This is a genomic window from Mesorhizobium sp. B3-1-6, assembly GCF_006439555.1.
Classification (GTDB): Bacteria; Pseudomonadota; Alphaproteobacteria; order Rhizobiales; family Rhizobiaceae; genus Mesorhizobium.
This window is the reverse complement of sequence record NZ_VFTM01000001.1, coordinates 217,313-234,204: the sequence shown is the minus strand read 5'-3', so window position 1 is coordinate 234,204 and position 16,892 is coordinate 217,313. Positions and strand designations below refer to the sequence as shown.

General features: G+C 64.7%; 15 protein-coding genes. 4 read left to right on the top strand and 11 right to left on the bottom strand.

The genetic code is table 11. The features are described 5' to 3' along the window. Window positions 1-66 precede the first annotated feature (66 nt). The 7 genes from FJ414_RS01075 to FJ414_RS01045 all read right to left on the bottom strand — a co-directional run bounded on the left by FJ414_RS01075 (window position 67) and on the right by FJ414_RS01045 (window position 7,296). Window positions 67-2,145 (bottom strand): sigma-54-dependent Fis family transcriptional regulator, encoded by a 2,079-nt coding sequence (locus tag FJ414_RS01075; protein ID WP_140640412.1) that lies wholly within the window; start codon window positions 2,143-2,145, stop codon window positions 67-69. A 97-nt stretch (window positions 2,146-2,242) separates the two neighbouring features. Continuing rightward, window positions 2,243-2,716 (bottom strand): hypothetical protein, encoded by a 474-nt coding sequence (locus tag FJ414_RS01070; RefSeq protein ID WP_140640410.1) that lies wholly within the window; start codon window positions 2,714-2,716, stop codon window positions 2,243-2,245. A 234-nt stretch (window positions 2,717-2,950) separates the two neighbouring features. After that, window positions 2,951-3,787, bottom strand: coding sequence for a MaoC family dehydratase N-terminal domain-containing protein (locus tag FJ414_RS01065; RefSeq protein ID WP_140640408.1), 837 nt, complete (start codon window positions 3,785-3,787; stop codon window positions 2,951-2,953). 12 nt (window positions 3,788-3,799) lie between these two features. Beyond that, window positions 3,800-4,522: a CaiB/BaiF CoA-transferase family protein gene (locus FJ414_RS01060; RefSeq protein WP_140640406.1), complete on the bottom strand. Its 723-nt coding sequence runs from the start codon at window positions 4,520-4,522 to the stop codon at window positions 3,800-3,802. Between the two features lie 43 nt (window positions 4,523-4,565). Then, window positions 4,566-5,243: a GntR family transcriptional regulator gene (locus FJ414_RS01055; RefSeq protein WP_140640404.1), complete on the bottom strand. Its 678-nt coding sequence runs from the start codon at window positions 5,241-5,243 to the stop codon at window positions 4,566-4,568. Between the two features lie 191 nt (window positions 5,244-5,434). After that, the gene (locus FJ414_RS01050; protein WP_140640402.1) at window positions 5,435-6,412 is read right to left on the bottom strand and encodes a transketolase C-terminal domain-containing protein; all 978 of its coding nucleotides are present in this window, start codon (window positions 6,410-6,412) and stop codon (window positions 5,435-5,437) included. After that, a complete protein-coding gene (locus FJ414_RS01045; protein ID WP_140640400.1) occupies window positions 6,409-7,296 on the bottom strand; it encodes a transketolase in 888 nt (295 codons plus the stop codon). Before FJ414_RS01045 ends, FJ414_RS01050 begins: the two co-directional genes overlap by 4 nt. Window positions 7,297-7,400: 104 nt before the next feature. On the opposite strand from FJ414_RS01045, the gene FJ414_RS01040 reads away from it, so the two are divergent. Next, entirely contained in the window at window positions 7,401-8,768 is a 1,368-nt protein-coding gene (locus tag FJ414_RS01040) for an aminotransferase (protein ID WP_140640398.1), read from the top strand. A 42-nt stretch (window positions 8,769-8,810) separates the two neighbouring features. Beyond that, window positions 8,811-10,244 (top strand): NAD-dependent succinate-semialdehyde dehydrogenase, encoded by a 1,434-nt coding sequence (locus tag FJ414_RS01035; RefSeq protein WP_140640396.1) that lies wholly within the window; start codon window positions 8,811-8,813, stop codon window positions 10,242-10,244. A 15-nt stretch (window positions 10,245-10,259) separates the two neighbouring features. Here the strand turns inward: FJ414_RS01035 and FJ414_RS01030 are convergent, their stop codons facing one another. Together FJ414_RS01030 and FJ414_RS01025 are read right to left on the bottom strand one after the other, a co-directional pair. Further along, window positions 10,260-10,940: a GntR family transcriptional regulator gene (locus FJ414_RS01030; protein ID WP_140640394.1), complete on the bottom strand. Its 681-nt coding sequence runs from the start codon at window positions 10,938-10,940 to the stop codon at window positions 10,260-10,262. Between the two features lie 81 nt (window positions 10,941-11,021). After that, entirely contained in the window at window positions 11,022-11,570 is a 549-nt protein-coding gene (locus FJ414_RS01025) for a VOC family protein (RefSeq protein WP_210239622.1), read from the bottom strand. A gap of 139 nt (window positions 11,571-11,709) precedes the next feature. On the opposite strand from FJ414_RS01025, the gene FJ414_RS01020 reads away from it, so the two are divergent. Next, on the top strand, window positions 11,710-12,630 hold the full coding sequence (locus tag FJ414_RS01020; protein WP_140640392.1) for an aminotransferase class IV: 921 nt from the start codon (window positions 11,710-11,712) through the stop codon (window positions 12,628-12,630). Further along, on the top strand, window positions 12,627-13,394 hold the full coding sequence (locus tag FJ414_RS01015) for an SDR family NAD(P)-dependent oxidoreductase (protein ID WP_140640390.1): 768 nt from the start codon (window positions 12,627-12,629) through the stop codon (window positions 13,392-13,394). The genes FJ414_RS01020 and FJ414_RS01015 overlap by 4 nt, the downstream gene beginning before the upstream one ends. A 3-nt stretch (window positions 13,395-13,397) precedes the next feature. Here the strand turns inward: FJ414_RS01015 and FJ414_RS01010 are convergent, their stop codons facing one another. Further along, complete coding sequence (locus FJ414_RS01010; RefSeq protein WP_140640388.1) at window positions 13,398-15,584, bottom strand: dehydrogenase E1 component subunit alpha/beta; 2,187 nt, start codon at window positions 15,582-15,584, stop codon at window positions 13,398-13,400. Window positions 15,585-15,769: 185 nt separating this feature from the next. Next, complete coding sequence (locus FJ414_RS01005; RefSeq protein WP_140640386.1) at window positions 15,770-16,891, bottom strand: NAD(P)/FAD-dependent oxidoreductase; 1,122 nt, start codon at window positions 16,889-16,891, stop codon at window positions 15,770-15,772. Window position 16,892 lies beyond the last annotated feature (1 nt).

The window sequence follows — 16,892 nt, the reverse complement described above, 5'->3', positions numbered from 1 at the left end:
TCATTCTCCGTCGACTGAAATCGTCAATCCCATGGCGCGAATGCCATGGGGTTTTTTTGCGGCCGCTCAGACGAACCCGCGTCGGATGCCGTACTGCTCGAGCTTGCGGTAGAGTGTCGGCCGGGAAATGCCGAGCCTAAGGGCGACTTTGCTCAAGTTCCCGCCCTCTGCGGCAAGCGCGTTCCTGATCGCCTGCCGCTCGGCATCCTCGAATGTGCAAACGGGTGCCTCGAGCATGGCCGCGGGATTATCGCTGTGCATGGTTGTGCCGCTGCCGTGGCCTGTCGTGATTTCCCAGGGGAGATCCTGGAGGTCGATGCTGCTGTCGCGCGCCAGAATATGCAGGCGCTCCATCATGTTTTTCAGTTCACGTACGTTGCCCGGCCAGCGGTAGGCAAGCAGCGCGTCGAGCGCTTGGGTTGAAAATTGCAACGGATTGTTGCCTGCCTTGGCAGCAATCTGGCGGTTGAAATGCTCGACCAGCAACAGCACGTCATCGCCACGTTCGCGCAGGGCAGGGACACGGATCGAAACAGCCCCAATGCGGTAGTAGAGATCGCTGCGGAAGCGCCCGGCCACGACTTCCTGCTTGAGATCGCGGTTGGTCGAGGCGACCAGGCGGACGTCCACCGGCCGCCCCCTGCTGTCGCCGATGCGATGAACCACACGCTCTTCCAGCACGCGCAGCAAGAACGGCTGGATCTCGAGCGGCAACTCACCAATCTCGTCGAGGCTGAGCACGCCACCATTGGCTTGTTCGAAAACGCCTGCCTTGCCGTCACGTGAGGCACCGGTAAAGGCGCCGGCCACGTGGCCGAACAACTCGCTGCCAAACAGCTCCCTGGTGATGGCGCCGCAATTCAAGGCGATAAACGGGTTGGTGTCGCTGCGCTGGCTGCCAGCATGGACAAGCCGGGCAAACAGCTCTTTGCCTACGCCGGTTTCGCCTTCTATCAGCAACGACGTCACACCGCTCGACCGGGCCACGCGGGAAGCGACGTCGACGGCGGCCAGCAGCTTTTCGCTTTCGCCGACGATCATCGACGTCGCAGCCTGCAGCCGCTTGTCCGCCGCGCGGTTGATCGCCGCCACGCCCGAAACGATTGGCGCTGCCGGGAACACCAGGGCCGCCCCACTTAGGTTTCCGTCCAGCTTCAGCGGTGTGATGTGGCAAGACCTCAGATGCGCCGGGAGTGCCTTGGCGAGATCGCTGTCGGAACCGGACGCCGGCAGGTTCATGAGCCAGCGACCGCGGCCCGGCTCCATCGGGCCGTCCGTCATCTCGGCTGTATCGCCATTGGGCACGTTGTTGCAGAAGATCGCTCGGCCACGGTGGTCGACGATCACCAGCCCGTCTTTTCCGCGGTAACCGGGTGCGGAGGAAATGAAGGCTTCGAGCAGGCGGGTGCGCTGCTGCTGCTGCTGCTCGGCCAGCGCCTTTTCAATCTGCCTGGCAGTGGCGGCGACAAGCGCGGTGTTGTGGGGACGGAAGATCGGCGAATAGCCCGACAGGTCGACGACGCCGACGATCTTCCCGTCCAGCGGGTCGCGGATCGGCGCGCCGGCGCAGGTCCAGCCTTTGATGCCAGCGCAGAAATGCTCGGCCGCGTGGACGAAGATCGGTTCGCCGGTCCACAGCGCGGTGCCGATGCCGTTGGTTCCGACGGCGCCCTCGTTCCATTTGCCGCCGATGGCGAGATGGATGTCCATGCCATCATGCAGGGTCTTCTTGTCACCGATGGCTTCGATCAGCACGCCGTCGCTGTCGGCGAGCACCAGCATCGCTCCCGTCCCTTCCAGCAGTGGGCCGAGAGAGGCGAACGGCCGCCGCGCCGCCGAAAGCAGCTCGGCGTTGGCGCGGGTCAGATACTCGATCTCGTCGCGGTTGCTGTTGAGCGGCGCTTCGACGCCCTGCGCATTTATCCCGCCAGTAGCGCTGCGGAACCAGGAATCGTGGATCAACGAGCGGACCTGGACCGGATCACGCGCGCATTTCGGAGGATCGGACAGGAAATTTTCCCAGGCGCGCATGGTGGCGCGCTCGTCATAGTCGATGGTATCCAATACCAGCTGTCCGGCGGCCGTCGGCGCACGCGCCGGAAGCGCTCCGGTCTTCATCTGGTTGGTATCGATCCCGCGTTTCATTCAGCCATCACAGAACCTTGGGGGCACGATATTTCTGTATGCTGTTGTGCTGCAGTCTCGCGAGTTAGGACGCCTGATAATCGGTTCGCAAGATGCGTTAGGCGATGCCGAGTTTCAATCCAATATCGGCGGCAAGCTGTTCTTCGGTGTAGGAGGCCGCGAGCCGCGACCCGTCCAAGCCGGCAAGCGCTTGTGCGATGGTTTCGTCGACCGGCGAGAAGTATCCGTTCTGCTTCGTCGCCAGGACGAAGACCTGCTCGCCATTCCGGTTGCGGACATCGCCGATATGGTGAAGCTGGTGGCTTGTATTCCGGTCCACTGCGATCACCCTGCCGTTGAGGGTGACGCGGATGGATGGTTCTGCCTCGGCGGCGACCGGTGAACCACCGCCGACATGGATGATCAGGCCTTCGGCTTCCGGTTTCTGGCGCGGCTTCCTGGATGCTGAATAGCCGCCGCTGCTGATCTGGTCGGCAAGGCGCACAATCGTCGAGCGGTTCTGTTCGATCAGCCGCCTGACCTGAACGTCCTCGCGCCGGGGGCCATCCCGCTTGGAGATGATTTCGACCATGAATCCTCCCAGATTCACTCGCCTTCTTCGTGCCTGGGTCGCATCTTTTTTCTGACCCTATACGACGTCGGTAAGGCTCGCCATTCGTTCATTGGCTAACACAGAAAGTCGTGCAGCAGGTAGCAGGCGGCTGCTACAGGTCGCTCCGGACAGTCGACCATTCCGCCATCGATCCTTGCGAACCTTTCCGGCCGTGAGCCCGGTACGAACAGCGGCACGACAGGCGTCATCAACTCACCATTGGGCCGTGGCCTTGACCGTCACATGTCCATCGGATGCCCGCACCTCCATTTCCATCTCGCCCTTTCCACGAGCCGTTCCGCTCAAGAGCAAGGTCTGCGGGCCGATCGCGGGACGCACGCCGCGAAAGGAGAAGCGGCGTGGCGCTTGCCCGGCAATGACCGCGGCGAAGTTTATGAGCAATGTCGCCTGAAGCGGCCCGTGGATGACAAGTCCGGGGTAATGCTCGACATTTGTGGCGTAGGGCGCGTCGTAGTGGATGCGATGCCCGTTGAATGTCAGCGCGGAGTACCGAAAAAGCAGAACCGGATCGACGTCGACGATCCGTTCATGCGATGCGGGCGACCTTGGATCCGGCAGCGTCAGGGGCGCAATGCCAGCTTCCGCAGGGCGATAGACAATGATCTGGTCTTCCTCGACGACAGGGCCGGCGGCATTGGAGATATCGTGACGGACAGTGACGAAGGTAAGCCGGCCGGTGCGCCCTTGTTTTTCCTCGACGACGCCTAGCGTCGAGTGGCGACGGATCGTGTCGCCGCTGCGGATCGGCGCCAGAAAACGGATGTCGCTGCCCGCCCACATGCGGCGCGGAAGCGGCACCGGCGGCAGGAACCCGCCCTTGGCGGCATGTCCGTCCGGGCCCAGTTCACTTGCGTCGGCAATGTCGGGCGTCAGGCACCAGTGCAGGCCGGGCGGGGCCTCGTCGCGGCGCGCCGCGTGAGGGCCAAGCATTGCCTCGAAGCTGGCGACAAGGCGAGGGGTCACGATGTCGTCGACCTCGCGGGTGCGCCCGACCCATTTCTGCAGCGTCGCGCTCGCATCGAGGCTCATTTGACGCTCTCCTCACACCGTGAATTCGGACCGGATCCGATCGGAGTCGGCGCCAAGGGCGGGAACTACAGGGGTTTTGCCGAGGCCTATGGGGCGGCCTGCGGGCATCGGCACGGCGATCCGTTTGCCGTCCGGCAACTCGACCTCCATCCGGCGCAAGGCCCTGTGGCGCGAAAGGTCGCGCATCTCGCTGACCCGGCCCCAGGCGATCCGGGCCTCGTCAAGGCGTCGAATGGCTTCCTCGCAGTCGATCGCTGCGAAAAGCGGTTCGATCTCGGCATCCAGCGCGGTGCGATTGGCCACCCGCCAGGCATTGGTGGCGAAGCGTTCGTCGGCAAATAGATCCTGCCTCCGCAGCACCACCTCGCAGAAGCGCTTCCATTCGCTGTTCTGCTGGATAGAGACCACCACGGCGCCATCGCGGCAGGCATAGGGTCGGTAGGGATAGATCGAGGCATGCGCCAGCCCGTAGCGGCCGGTCTCGCGTCCGGCATATTCGTTATGCAGCAGCGGCACCGCCATCCAGTCGGCCATGCCATCAAACATGGCGATCTCGACGATGCGGCCGCGGCCAGTCTTGCCGCGCGCCAGCAGCGCCTCAAGTATCGCCGCGTGCGCGTTCATTCCTGTCGCGATGTCGGCGGCCGACACGCCGATCTTGCAAGGCGTCTCGGCGGTGCCGGTCACCGCGCAGATGCCGCTTTCCGCCTGCACCAGCATGTCGTAGGCGCGCATCGACGCGGTCGCGCGGCTGGTGGCCTGACAAGGGTTACGGCGGTTACGGCGCGACGAAGCCTTCGTGCCCCTGCAGGAAGCGCAGGAAATCCTCGCCGCCCAGGATGAGGTCCTGCTCCATGGCGGCGCGCGCCTTTTCCGAATTCTTCTCGCGCAAGCCCTCTATCACCGTCTCGTGCTGGGCGGCGCCGACATATTTGTGCTCGCCTTCCTTGAAGAAGACGGTCAGCATCGGCCCCATCGAGACCCACAGGCTCTCGATATGAGCGACCAGCATTTCCATGCCGGAGAGCCGATAGACGGAGAAGTGGAAGTCGCGATTGTAGCGGAATGAAAGTTCCGGATCGCTGGCCCGGTCCGCCTTCTCGAACACTTTCTGGATGGCGGTCAGCTTGTCGATGTCATCCTTCGTCGCATTCTGGGCCGCGAGCCCGGCGGCAAGGCCCTCCAGCGACAGCCTTATGGTGCGGACCTCCATGTAGCGCGCCAGCGTCAGCGCCGGCACGGTGACGAAACGCCCCGAGCGCAGCTCCAGGCCGCGTTCGCTGACCAGCCGCAGGCAGGCTTCGCGGGCAGGGGTGACGCTGGTGCCGAGCTGGTCGGCGAGATCCTGCATCACCAGGCGCTGCCCCGGCCGGAACTGCCCCGCGATCAAGCCTTCGCGAAGGGCGACATAGGCGCGTGCGGAAAGGTTGCCTTGCTCGAGCGGCTGAATGTTCACGGCAAAGGTCTCCTCGGCATTGTTGTCTGGCGTCTTCTGCCGGCAGTGATTCTACAGGATATAACCAATAGACGCTTTTTCCTTCACTGTATTGTGGAGCCTGCTAGAGCAGGATGACGTTACGTTGAATCGTCATCCTGCTCAGCTGTTTGTTGGGAGCATGATCTTTTCCCACTTTTCGGGATCATGCTCTAAGCGAGCAGGGATTGCGCGACGCTTTCGACGCCGGGAGCGTCGAGCTTGTAGTGGCGATAAAGGTGGGTCGGCGGCGCGATCAGGCTGTATTCGTCCTTGATGCCATGCCGCACAAGCCGTGCGCCGCCGCCTTCCTCGGCCAGCACTTCGGCGACGGCGCCACCCAAGCCGCCGAGGATATTGTGTTCCTCGACGGTCAGGATGAAGCGCGACTTGCGCGCCGCCGCCATCACCGCCTCGCGGTCGAGCGGCTTGATCGTGTGCATGTCGATGAGGCCGACGGAATGCCCCTTGGCGTTCAATGCTTCCATCGCCTGTTTGGCCGAGTGCACCGCCATGCCGCAGGCGATGATGGTGAGGTCGTTGCCGATGCCGTGGACCACGGCCTTGCCGAATTCGAACGGCGCGTCTTCGGCATAGACGACCGGGTCGTGGCCGCGCGAGATGCGGAAATAGATCGGCTGCGGATGGTTGACGGAAGCGCGCAGCGCCGCGGCGAATTGCGGGCCGTCCGCGGTGGAGACGACGGTGAGGTCGGCAATCGAGCGCATGATCGCGATGTCTTCCGTGGCGTGATGCGAGGTGCCGTAGAAACCGAGCGAGATGCCGGTGTGGTGACCGATCAGGCGAACCGGCTGCGCGCAATAGGCGACGTCCATGCGGATCTGCTCGCAGCAAAGCAACGCCAGGAAAGACGCGAAGGTCGCCACATAGGGCATGACGCCGGTCGTCGCCATGCCGGCCGCGGCCGAAACCATGTTCTGCTCGGAAATACCGAATTGCGTAAAGCGCTCGGGAAAGCGCCGGGCAAAGCCGACGAGTCCGTTGGAGTGCTGCAGGTCGGCGGTGCCGGCAATGACCGGATGGCCGGCTTCGGCAAGCTCGATCAGCGTGTTGGCCAAAGTGGCAAGCGAAGGCGCGCGCTTGTTCAACTCGCGGTACTGCCAGCTGTCGGGATGCAAGGCCGCGCTCATTCCGCACCTTCGAGGATCATATCGCGGGCACGCGCTTCGTCCTCCGGCGCGAGATAGCCGAGATGCCAGCCGGGTTCGGTTTCCATGTAGTCGATGCCTTTGCCCTTGACCGTTTTCGCGATGACGCAGCAGGGCTTTTCGCGGCCGGTGTCGGCCTTGACCTTGCGCAGCAGGTTGGCGAGTGCGACGACGTCGTGGCCGTCAACCTCATGCACTTCCCAGCCGAAGGCACGCCACTTCTCATCGAGCGGTTCGATCGTCGCGACGTCGTCGACCTTGCCGTCGAGCTGGTAGCCGTTGCGATCGATGATCGCGACGAGCTTGCCCAGCCGGTGGGTGGCGGCGCTGATGGCCGCCTCCCACACCTGCCCTTCCTGCATCTCGCCGTCGCCGAGCAGGACGAAGATGTTGAAATCCTTTCCGTGGAAGCGGCCGCCCAGCGCCATGCCGACGCCATTGGACAGGGCATGGCCGATCGAACCGGAGCTGAAGTCGACGCCGGGCACCTTGCGCATGTCGGGGTGATCGCCGAGCGGGCTGCCCAGGCGGGTGTAATCGTCGAGCCAGGAACGGTCGAAGAAGTCGAGATCGGCGAGGATCGGAAACTGGCCGACCGCCGCATGACCCTTGCCCATCAGGAAACGATCGCGTTCCGCCCAGCCCGGCTCGCCGCGGCGCAGCCGCATCGTGTCGTAGTAGAGCGTCGAGAAGATCTCGGCGCAGGAGAAGACCGACGAGTAGTGGCCGACCTTGGCGATCGAAATCAGCCTGATCGTCTCCAGCCGCACGAAGCGCGCGCGCTCGCGCAGGCTGGCAGCCTGTTCGTCCGATATCCCGTCATTGCCGCCGTTGCTCGGCCATCGGCTCGCGCCTGAAGACGCCATGCTCAATCTCCTCCGTTTCGAGTTATCCGACCCTCGACAACTTATAAGTTATAAGATATCTGGTTGAGCCGCAAGAACAATCATCCGCTCTTAGGGAACAGGAAATGCTGCACAATTCGGCTCGGGCAATCGACATGAGGCTGCATCTGCATTCGCAGACGGACCCGCGGCGGCACGAGCAGGATGGGCCGCTGATCATCTCGGGCGGCGACGGCGTCTATGTCCGCGATGATGCCGGAAACCGCTATATCGAAGGCATGGCCGGCCTGTGGACGGCGTCGCTCGGTTTCAACGATCGGAGGTTGGCCGCCGCTGCGGCTGCCCAATTCGCCAAGCTCGCCAACTACCATACGTTCAACCATCGTTCGAACGAGCCCTGCATCGACCTGGTCGAGCAGCTCGCGGCGGTCTCGCCAATTCCAGACTGCAGGATATTCCTGGCCAATTCGGGCTCCGAAGCCAACGATTCCATGGTCAAGCTAGCCTGGTACCATCAGGCGGCGCGCGGCAAGCCTGAGAAGCGGCGCATCATCAGCCGCAACGGCGCCTTCCATGGCAGTACGGTGATGGGCGCAGTGCTGAGCGGCCTGCCGCATATGCACCGCTCGTTCGGCATGAACACCGATGACGTCCTCTTTGGCGGCAAGCCGCATTTCTACCGCGAGGCGCGGGACGGGGAGAGCGAGGAGGCGTTCGCCGACCGGCTGATCGCCGAACTGGAGGCGATGATCCTAGCGGCCGGCCCCGAGACGATCGCGGCGATGATCGCCGAGCCGGTGATGGGGGCGGGCGGTGTCGTCGTGCCGCCGCAAGGTTACTTCCCCAAGCTGCGCAAGCTGCTCGACGAGCACGACATCCTGCTTCTGGCCGACGAAGTGGTCTGCGGCTTCGGCCGTACGGGCAATTGGTTCGGCAGCCAGACTTTCGGTTTCAAGCCCGACATGTTCTCGGTCGCCAAGGGTCTGTCCTCGGGCTACCTGCCGATCGCGGCGGTGGTCGTGTCGGACGCGACCTACCAGGCGATCGCGGACGAAGGGCACCGGAACGGCGTCTTTGGGCACGGCTTCACCTATTCAGGCCATCCCGTCGCCTCGGCCGTCGCCGCCGAAGCGTTGCGCATCTATCACGAGATCGATGTCGTCGGCCGTGCCCGGACGCTGGGCGCGCAGATGTTGGAAGCGCTTCGCAATGCGCTCGCCGACCATCCGATGGTCGGCGAGATCCGCGGCGTCGGCCTGCTGGCCGGCATCGAGCTGGTCGCCGACCGCCGCACCAAACAGGGTTTTCCGGCCGAGGCCAGGGTTGGCGCGCAGGTCGAACGCGCTTGCCGGCAACGCGGCATCATCCTGCGCAACATGGGCGACGTGTTGGCGCTCTGCCCGCCTTACATCATCGAGCCGGACCAGATCGACGAACTCGTCCGCGCGCTTTTTCTCGCCATCGAAGACACAAGGGAGAGCCTCTCGCTCTGAGGCTTGGCTGCTATGACAATCACCATCAGACAGGACAAAAGCATGTATCCCGAAGTCGAGCTTTTCATCGACGGCAAATGGGGACCGGCGGCTGGCGGCAAGACGCTCGAGGTTCGCAATCCCGCCACTGACGAAGTCATCGGCTCGGTTGCGGTGGCTGGCGCCGCCGATCTCGACCGGGCACTCGCAGCAGCCGAACGCGGCTTCAAGGTCTGGCGCAAGGTCTCGGCCTTCGAGCGCGGCAAGGTGATCCGAGAAGCCGCACGGCTGATGCGCGAGCGTGCCGGCAGGATCGCCGGCCTGCTCAGCCTCGAACAGGGCAAGCCGCTGAGCGAGGCGACGATCGAAGTTCTTGCCTCGGCCGATATCCTCGACTGGTTCGCGGAGGAGGGGCGTCGCACCTATGGGCGCATCGTGCCGGCGAGAGCCAGCAACGTCCATCAATTGGTCGTGCGCGAGCCGGTCGGGCCGGTCGCGGCGTTCACGCCGTGGAACTTCCCGGTGTCGCAGACGATCCGTAAGATCGGCGCCGCGCTCGCCACCGGATGCTCGATCATCGTCAAGCCACCGGAAGAAACGCCTGCCTCGCCCGCCTGCCTCGCCGACGCCTTCAAGGACGCTGGGCTTCCAGACGGCGTGCTTAATCTCGTCTATGGCAACCCGCCGGAGATTTCGAGCTACCTGATCCCGCATCCGGTGATCCGGAAGGTGTCCTTCACAGGCTCCGTCCCCGTCGGCAAGCAACTCGCGGCGCTCGCCGGCCAGCATATGAAGCGCGTAACGATGGAACTCGGGGGGCATGCGCCGGCGATCGTCTTCGACGACGCCGACCTCGACAACGCGGCGGCCCTGCTGGCGGCTGCCAAGTTCCGCAATGGCGGCCAGGTCTGCGTCTCGCCGACGCGTTTCCTTGTCCAGGAGAAATCCTATGCGCCGTTCGTCGACAAGCTCGTCGGCCATGCGCGCGCTATCAAGGTCGGCGACGGGCTGACCGAGGGCACCCGCATGGGGCCATTGGTCAATGAACGGCGGCTGCAAGCCGTCGAGGCGATGATTTCCGAAGCGGTGGCCGAGGGCGCCAAGCTCGAGACCGGCGGCAAGCGCATCGGCAACAAGGGCGCTTTCTTCGAGCCGACCGTGCTCAGCGACCTGCGCCCCGGGATGCGCATCATGAACGAGGAGCCATTCGGTCCGGTGGCGCTGGCGATGCCGTTCGCGACGTTCGACGAGGCGGTGGCCGAGGCAAACCGGCTGCCCTACGGGCTCGCGGCTTACGCCTTCACCCGTTCGCTGAAGACGGCGACCGAGCTTGGCGCGGAGATCGAGACCGGCATGCTGACGACGAACCATCTCGGCCTGGCGCTGCCGGAAGTGCCCTTCGGCGGCGTGAAGGACAGCGGCTACGGTTCCGAAGGCGGCTCGGAAGCGCTGGAAGCCTATCTCGTCACCAAGTTCATCAGCCAGGCGGGATTCTAGTGGTTCGCGCCTGGGCTAGGCGAACATCTCGGTGTGTTGTTCGAGCTGCAGGCGGGTGCGACGGATGTGGCCGTAGAGAATGAGGCCGGCCTGTTCGCCGTCACGCCGCTTCAGCGCTTCAAGGATCAGTCGATGCTCGTGATGCACCGCCGCCATGCCGGCCTTGCCGACCGATGCGGCGAAAGCGCGGCGGTATTGCTGGGTGGTGTTCCAGAATTTGTGGATCATCTGGGTGAGCTGAGGCATCCGCGCGCCCTCATAGCTCAGGAGATGAAACTCGCGGTCGAGCTGCAGGAACTCGTCGATGCCGTCAGCGGCCTCGATGCGCGAGACGAGGTCTTCCAGGCGCGCAAGCGTTTCGGGCGAAAGGTTGGCGCTGCTTTCGGACAGCGCCAGCGGCTCCAGCCGCTCGCGGATCTTGTAGATCTCGATGCATTCGGCGCGGTCGAGCTTGGAAATCCAGGCGCCGCTGTTGGGCACGAGGATGACCAGCCCCTCGCTTTCCAACTGCCTCAGCGCCTCGCGCACCGGAATGCGGCTGATACCGTACTCTTCGGCGAGCTCCTCCTGGCGGACGCGGCTGCCCGGCCGCAGCCGCCCCGACAGGATGGCGTCGCGCAGCGCATCGGTGACTCGGCCGCTGGCCAGGGCGGCGCCGTTGCCCTCGGTTCCGCCGCTTGTGCGTCTGCCGGCCATGATCTCAATTCCCCGCATCGTGTCGATCCCGAAGATGTTAGTGCATCGGCGAGCGGGTGGGAATCGGCACGAACCAACCAATCACAGGTGAGGGCTGGCGGGATGCCAGAGCCGGCGGTCCGTCTCGCGCTCATAGGCCTTGCCCTCGGGGAAGGAGACCAGCTCGAGCTGCATGCCCCAGGGGGTCAGGAAATAGACCCAGCTCTGACCGGCGCTCGGCCCCTCGATGCGCACCGTCGGCTCGCCGAGCACGCGCACGCCATGCGATCTGAGATAGGCGACAGCCTCGCCGATATCGTCGACATAGAAGGCGAGGTGGTGTCCGCCGACGTCACTGTTGCGGGGCTGGGCGCCGTTCCGGCCGGGGGCGGAATATTCGAAGATCTCGAAGTTGGAGCCGTGACGGCAGCGCAGGAATTTGAGCCGCTTCATCACCGTCCGGGGGTGGACGTTGAGATGGGTTTCCATCCAGTCGCCGTCGGACTGGAAAGGCCCGAGCTCATAGAACGGCTCGCAGCCGATCACCTCGACGAAGAAACGGACGGCTTCGTCGAGATCGGGCACGGTGAAACCGATATGCTCGGTGCCGCGCAGTCCGGGCAGGCCTTTCATGGTATCCGTCGCTTCCATGCTCATGATCGGTACGATGTCTCGCAACTCCTGCGGAAACGTATCCAATTGATGATCGTTGGCAAGAGAAATAGCCGTTCTGGCCGAATAAATCGAAGTCATTGTATCCAATACTAGCGCCGCTTTGGAGGAGGTTTGCATGCACGACAGGACAGAATACGATCCCGCATTGGGCATAGCCTTCGTCAACGGAAGCTACGTGCCGCTCGCCGAGGCCATGATCCCGATCACCGACCGGGGTTTCGTCCGGTCCGATTCGACCTATGACGTCACCCATGTCTGGAAGGGCCGCTTTTTCAGGCTCGACGATCATCTCGAGCGCTTCCTGGCTTCCATGCGCGGCCTGCGCATGAGCCTGCCGCTGTCCAAGGCGGAAATGGCCGATATCCTCGTCGAATGCGTGCGCCGCAGCGGACTTCGCGACGCTTATGTGCAGATGACCTGCACACGCGGCGTGCCGCCGGCAGGCACGCGCGATCCGCGGCTTTGCCAGAACCGGTTCTATGCCTTCGCGCAGCCTTTCGTCTGGATCGCCAATGACGAGCAGCGCCGCGACGGGCTGAAGATGGTGGTGAGCTCGGTGCAGCGCATCCCGCCCGAATCGCTCGATCCGCGCATCAAGAATTTCCACTGGCTCGATCTCACCATGGGCATCTTCGAGGCCTACGACAAGGACGCCGTCGTCGCCGTGCTCAACGATGGCAAGGGCAATGTCACCGAAGGCGCGGGCTTCAACGTCTTTTCGGTGAAGGGCAATGTCATCGCGACGCCGGACCGCGGCGTCTTCGAGGGCATGACGCGCCGGACGGTGATCGAGATGGCCGGCGAAGCAGGCGTGACCTGTGAGGTGCGGCCGCTGCCGATCGAGGAACTGCGCGACGCCGACGAGATCTTCATCTCGAGCTCCGCCGGCGGCATCATGCCGGTGACGGTGCTTGACGGCCGCATCTACGGCAACGGCAAGCCCGGACCGATCACCAACCGCATCCACGATCTTTACTGGGCAGCACACAGGGCGGGTCCGCTCTGCACGCCGGTCAGTTACGAGACGGCCGCATGAGCGCGCAAGCGCAACGCGTCTTCCTGGTGACCGGCGGCACGCGCGGTATCGGCGCGGCCTGCGTCGAGCGGCTGGCGGCGGATGGCGCGCGGGTCGTCTTCACCGGGCGCGACCGGGCCGCCGCCGATGATGTGATCGCCGCGGTTCCCGGCGCGGTCTTCGCCGCCGGCGACGCGACCAGCGAGGCCGACTGCAAGCGGGCGGTCGACGTCGCGCTGGAACTCGGCAGGGGGTGTATCGCCGGCCTGGTCAACAATGCCGGCGCCGGCGGGCGCGGCGCCTTCGACCAGACGACGCTCGACGATTGGAACAGGACGATGACGGCCAACGCGACCTCGGCATATCTGTTCACGCGTCATGCGCTCGCGGGCCTGCGGGCCGCGCGCGGCGCCGTGGTGACGATCTCGTCGGTGGCCGGCCTGGTCGGCGAGGAAGGGCTTGCGATCTACACCGCCTCCAAGGCAGCGCTGATCGGCCTGACACAAGCGCTGGCGCTCGAATACGGCTCGGAGGTGCGCTTCAACGCTGTCTGCCCAGGTCAGATCGCCACGCAGATGATGTCAAAGACGCTGGCCATTCCGGGCCGGCGCGAGAAGCTGGAAAAGCGCATTCCCGCGGCGCGCCTCGGCACACCGGAAGATGTCGCGGAGGCGGTCGGCTGGCTGCTGTCTCCCGCGGCGGGCTTCGTCAACGGTGCGGTGCTCAGCGTCGACGGTGGCGAGACCGCCGGCTTCATGACGCCGCGCGACGATCCGAAGGCCTGACTTTCAGCCAAGCGGCCGACCTTGGTCGGCCATCGCCTGGCGCAAGCCGCGCTCGATATCGGCGGGCCGCGCGCATGCGGCGGCCTCAAGAACCTTGGAGATACTAGGCGAAGCCTCGCCGCCATGGACACGCTGGATCGGCTGGTCGAGCCAGTCGAAGCAGCGGTTCTGGATCTCGGCGGCGAGCAGGCCGCCATAAGACGTGCCGCGCGCGCCTTGCTCGACCACCAGCACATTGCCGGTCTTGCGGATCGAAGCTTCGATGGTCTGCCAGTCCAGCCCGGCGCGATCGAGCGAGCGCAGGTCGATGATCTCGGCGTCGACACCGAGACGTTCGACCGCTTCAAGCACTGGCCGCACCATGGCGAGGTAGGTGAGGATCGTCATGGCCGTGCCCTGGCGCACCACCTTGGCCTTGCCGAGAGGGATGAAGTAATCGAGGTCGTCGATCGGCGCCGGTCCGGTCGAATTGTAGAGATCGACATGCTCGATGACGAGCACCGGGTCCTTGCAGCGCAGCGCGCTGTTCATCAGACCGACATAGTCGAAGGGCGTCGAAGGGGCGACGATGCGCCAGCCGGGCGAGGTGGCGAAGATGCCGGCCGGATCCATGGAGTGCTGCGAACCGTAGCCGGTGCCCATGGCGACCTTGGTGCGCAGCACCAGCGGCACGTCGATATCGCCGCCGAACATGTGGCGCGCCTTGCCGATCTGGTTGAAGACCTGGTCGGCGGCCACCCACATAAAGTCGGGGTACATGAACTCGACAACCGGAATATAGCGTCCATCCATGGCGATGCCGCCGCCGAGGCCGGTGAAGGCGGCTTCGCTGATCGGCGTGCCGAGCACCCGGTCCGGGAAAGCGGCGGCAAGACCGCGCGTCGCGCCGTTCGTACCGCCCTTCAGCCGATGCACATCCTCGCCCATGATCACGATCCGGTCGTCCGTCGCCATGCGGCGCTGCATGACATTGGCGACGGCCTCGATGAATTTGGCGCTGCCGTCGATCGCGCCGCCGAAGGTTTCCAATTCCTCGGTGCGCGTCCTCGCGAATTCCGAGAGGTCGCCGCGTATGCCGTGGTCGCGGAAACCTTCGTCGGGCCAGAGCGCGGGCTTGATGCGGTTCTTGCCGTCCACCTGCTCGACGAGTTCGGCGGCGACATCGGCCATCAGCCCAAGCGCGCGTTCGCGCAGAGCGGCAACGCCCAAGCTGCCGATGATCTGACGCTGTTCCATTTCGCTCGCCAGCCGGTCGAGCGGGTCGCGCGCCCGCCAGGCCGCTTCCTCCGCCTTGTCGCGATAGCCGAAGGCGCTGCCGGGCAGAGGACCGTTCTGATGGAAGTAGCGATAGACGTCAGCCTCGATGATGGCCGGCCCGCCGCCGTTGCGCATTAGCTCCATGGCTTCCTTCGTCGCAAGATAGACGGCGAGGGGATCCATGCCGTCGACTTTCCAGGCGGGAATGGCGAAGGCCGATCCGCGTGCCGACAGGCGCGGCTCGGCGGTCGCTTCCTCGACATGGGTCGAGACGGCATAGCGGTTGTTCTCGATGAAGAAGCAGAGCGGCAGCTTCCAGGCGGCGGCGATGTTCATCGTCTCCAGCACCGAGCCGATATTGACCGCGCCGTCGCCGAAATAGGCAAAGGCAACGTCGCCTTTGCCTGCCCGCTTGTGCGCCCAGGCGGCACCGGCCGCCAGCGGCACGCCGCCTCCGACGATCGCGTTGGTGCCGAGATTGCCGGCCTCGGCCCAGCGCAGATGCATCGAGCCGCCGCGTCCCCGGCAAAAGCCTTGCGCCAGGCCGAGGATCTCGGCGAGCGACCTCTTGGCCAGACCGCGGATTGCCGATGAGAACTCCGCCGCGGGCAAGAGGCCGTCGGGCGCGATATAACGGATCGACTTGGCGAGAAACTGGTGATGCGCGCGATGGGATCCATTGATCTGATCGCCAGCGCGCATCAACGCGGCCGAGCCGACGGCGCCGCCTTCCTGGCCGACCGCGGAATGGGCCGGACCGTGCACTAGGCCATGGCCGGCGAGCTCCAGCACTTTCTCCTCGAAGGCGCGGATCAGATGGGCCGAAACAAGCATCGATTCCAGCGCGGCCGGATCGGCGTCGTCCCAGTCGGCGCGTGTCGTGCGCAGTTCGCGCCAGGGGGCTGATGGGGCCAATGTTGCGTAGTCGGGCATCAGGACTTCCTGGCGGGCTCGTGACTGGGTCGAGAAGCGTATTGGATACGATAGAGACGTTTATTGCCTTTTGAAAGGCAAAAAATGGCAAAATAGGTTTGCCATTGGATACAATGAATATGTCAGCTTTCGTCGCGGTAGGCGCGCGGGTGCAGACCGGCCTTGAATGCTGCGCGTCGGCGCCGTCAGTCCGCCTCAGGCGCGAGAATGCGTGTCACATGTTCGGCAATCGCCAGGCTGGCGGTCAGGCCGGGGCTTTCGATGCCGAACAGATTGACCAGCCCGGCGCTCCCATGGGTCGTCGCATCCTGGATGACGAAGTCGCTGGTTTCTTCGCCCGGGCCGGAGAGTTTCGGCCGAATGCCGCTATAGGCCGGCTGCAGGCTGTCGTCGGCCAGATCCGGCCAGTATTTGCGGATCGCGTCGTAGAAGCGGTTGCCGCGCGCCGGATCGACGCGGTAGTCGAGCGTGTCCGTCCATTCGACGTCGGGCCCGAACCGAGCCGTGCCGCCGAGATCAAGTGTCAGGTGGACGCCAAGCCCGCCCGGTTCAGGCACCGGATAGACCAGCCGCGAGAAGGGCGCCCGGCCCACCACCGAGAAGTAGTTGCCCTTGGCGTAGCGAAGCGTCGGCAAAACCCGCCGGTCGAAGCCTTCGAGCGAGCCCGCCAGCGCAACGGCGCCGAGGCCGGCCGCGTTGACGAGGCGCGACGTCGCGATCTCGAAACCCTCGCCGCTTGCCGTGTCCATCGTCTGGAGCACGATGCGGCCGGCATCGATGCGGCCCGAAACGATGCGCGTGTTGAGCGACAGCATGGCGCCGCTTTTCTCGGCGTCGCCGAGCAAGGCGAGCATGAGCGCGTGGCTGTCGATGATGCCGGTGGAGGGCGATAACAGGGCTTTCGTGCAATGAAGCGCCGGCTCCAGGGCTTGCGCTTCAGCGGCGGAAACGAAGCGCAAATCTTCCACGCCGCAGGCTGCGGCGCTGGCCCGGATCGCGGCAAGCACGGGTTCCTGGGCCTCGTCGGTTGCGACGATCAGCTTGCCGGAGCGCCGATGCGGGATCGCGCGTTCCGCGCAGTAGCGGTAGAGCATGTCGCGGCCGGCGACGCAGAGCCGGGCCTTCAGCGATCCTTGCGGATAGTAGATGCCGGCATGGATCACTTCCGAATTGCGCGAGCTCGTCTCGGTGCCGATGGCATCCGTCGCCTCGACGATGAGCGTGTCCAGGCCGCGCGCGGCCATCTTGCGCGCAATTGCAAGACCGACGATGCCGGCACCGGCGACGATGCAGTCGATCTGTTCCATT

Coding starts and splice junctions, on each gene's coding strand:
- FJ414_RS01075 (WP_140640412.1), bottom strand. CDS start 2,145: ATGAAACGCGGGATCGATACCAACCAGATGAAGACCGGAGCGCTTCCG.
- FJ414_RS01070 (WP_140640410.1), bottom strand. CDS start 2,716: ATGGTCGAAATCATCTCCAAGCGGGATGGCCCCCGGCGCGAGGACGTT.
- FJ414_RS01065 (WP_140640408.1), bottom strand. CDS start 3,787: ATGAGCCTCGATGCGAGCGCGACGCTGCAGAAATGGGTCGGGCGCACC.
- FJ414_RS01060 (WP_140640406.1), bottom strand. CDS start 4,522: ATGCGCGCCTACGACATGCTGGTGCAGGCGGAAAGCGGCATCTGCGCG.
- FJ414_RS01050 (WP_140640402.1), bottom strand. CDS start 6,412: ATGAGCGCGGCCTTGCATCCCGACAGCTGGCAGTACCGCGAGTTGAAC.
- FJ414_RS01045 (WP_140640400.1), bottom strand. CDS start 7,296: ATGGCGTCTTCAGGCGCGAGCCGATGGCCGAGCAACGGCGGCAATGAC.
- FJ414_RS01040 (WP_140640398.1), top strand. CDS start 7,401: ATGCTGCACAATTCGGCTCGGGCAATCGACATGAGGCTGCATCTGCAT.
- FJ414_RS01035 (WP_140640396.1), top strand. CDS start 8,811: ATGTATCCCGAAGTCGAGCTTTTCATCGACGGCAAATGGGGACCGGCG.
- FJ414_RS01030 (WP_140640394.1), bottom strand. CDS start 10,940: ATGGCCGGCAGACGCACAAGCGGCGGAACCGAGGGCAACGGCGCCGCC.
- FJ414_RS01025 (WP_210239622.1), bottom strand. CDS start 11,570: ATGGAAGCGACGGATACCATGAAAGGCCTGCCCGGACTGCGCGGCACC.
- FJ414_RS01020 (WP_140640392.1), top strand. CDS start 11,710: ATGCACGACAGGACAGAATACGATCCCGCATTGGGCATAGCCTTCGTC.
- FJ414_RS01015 (WP_140640390.1), top strand. CDS start 12,627: ATGAGCGCGCAAGCGCAACGCGTCTTCCTGGTGACCGGCGGCACGCGC.
- FJ414_RS01010 (WP_140640388.1), bottom strand. CDS start 15,584: ATGCCCGACTACGCAACATTGGCCCCATCAGCCCCCTGGCGCGAACTG.
- FJ414_RS01005 (WP_140640386.1), bottom strand. CDS start 16,891: ATGGAACAGATCGACTGCATCGTCGCCGGTGCCGGCATCGTCGGTCTT.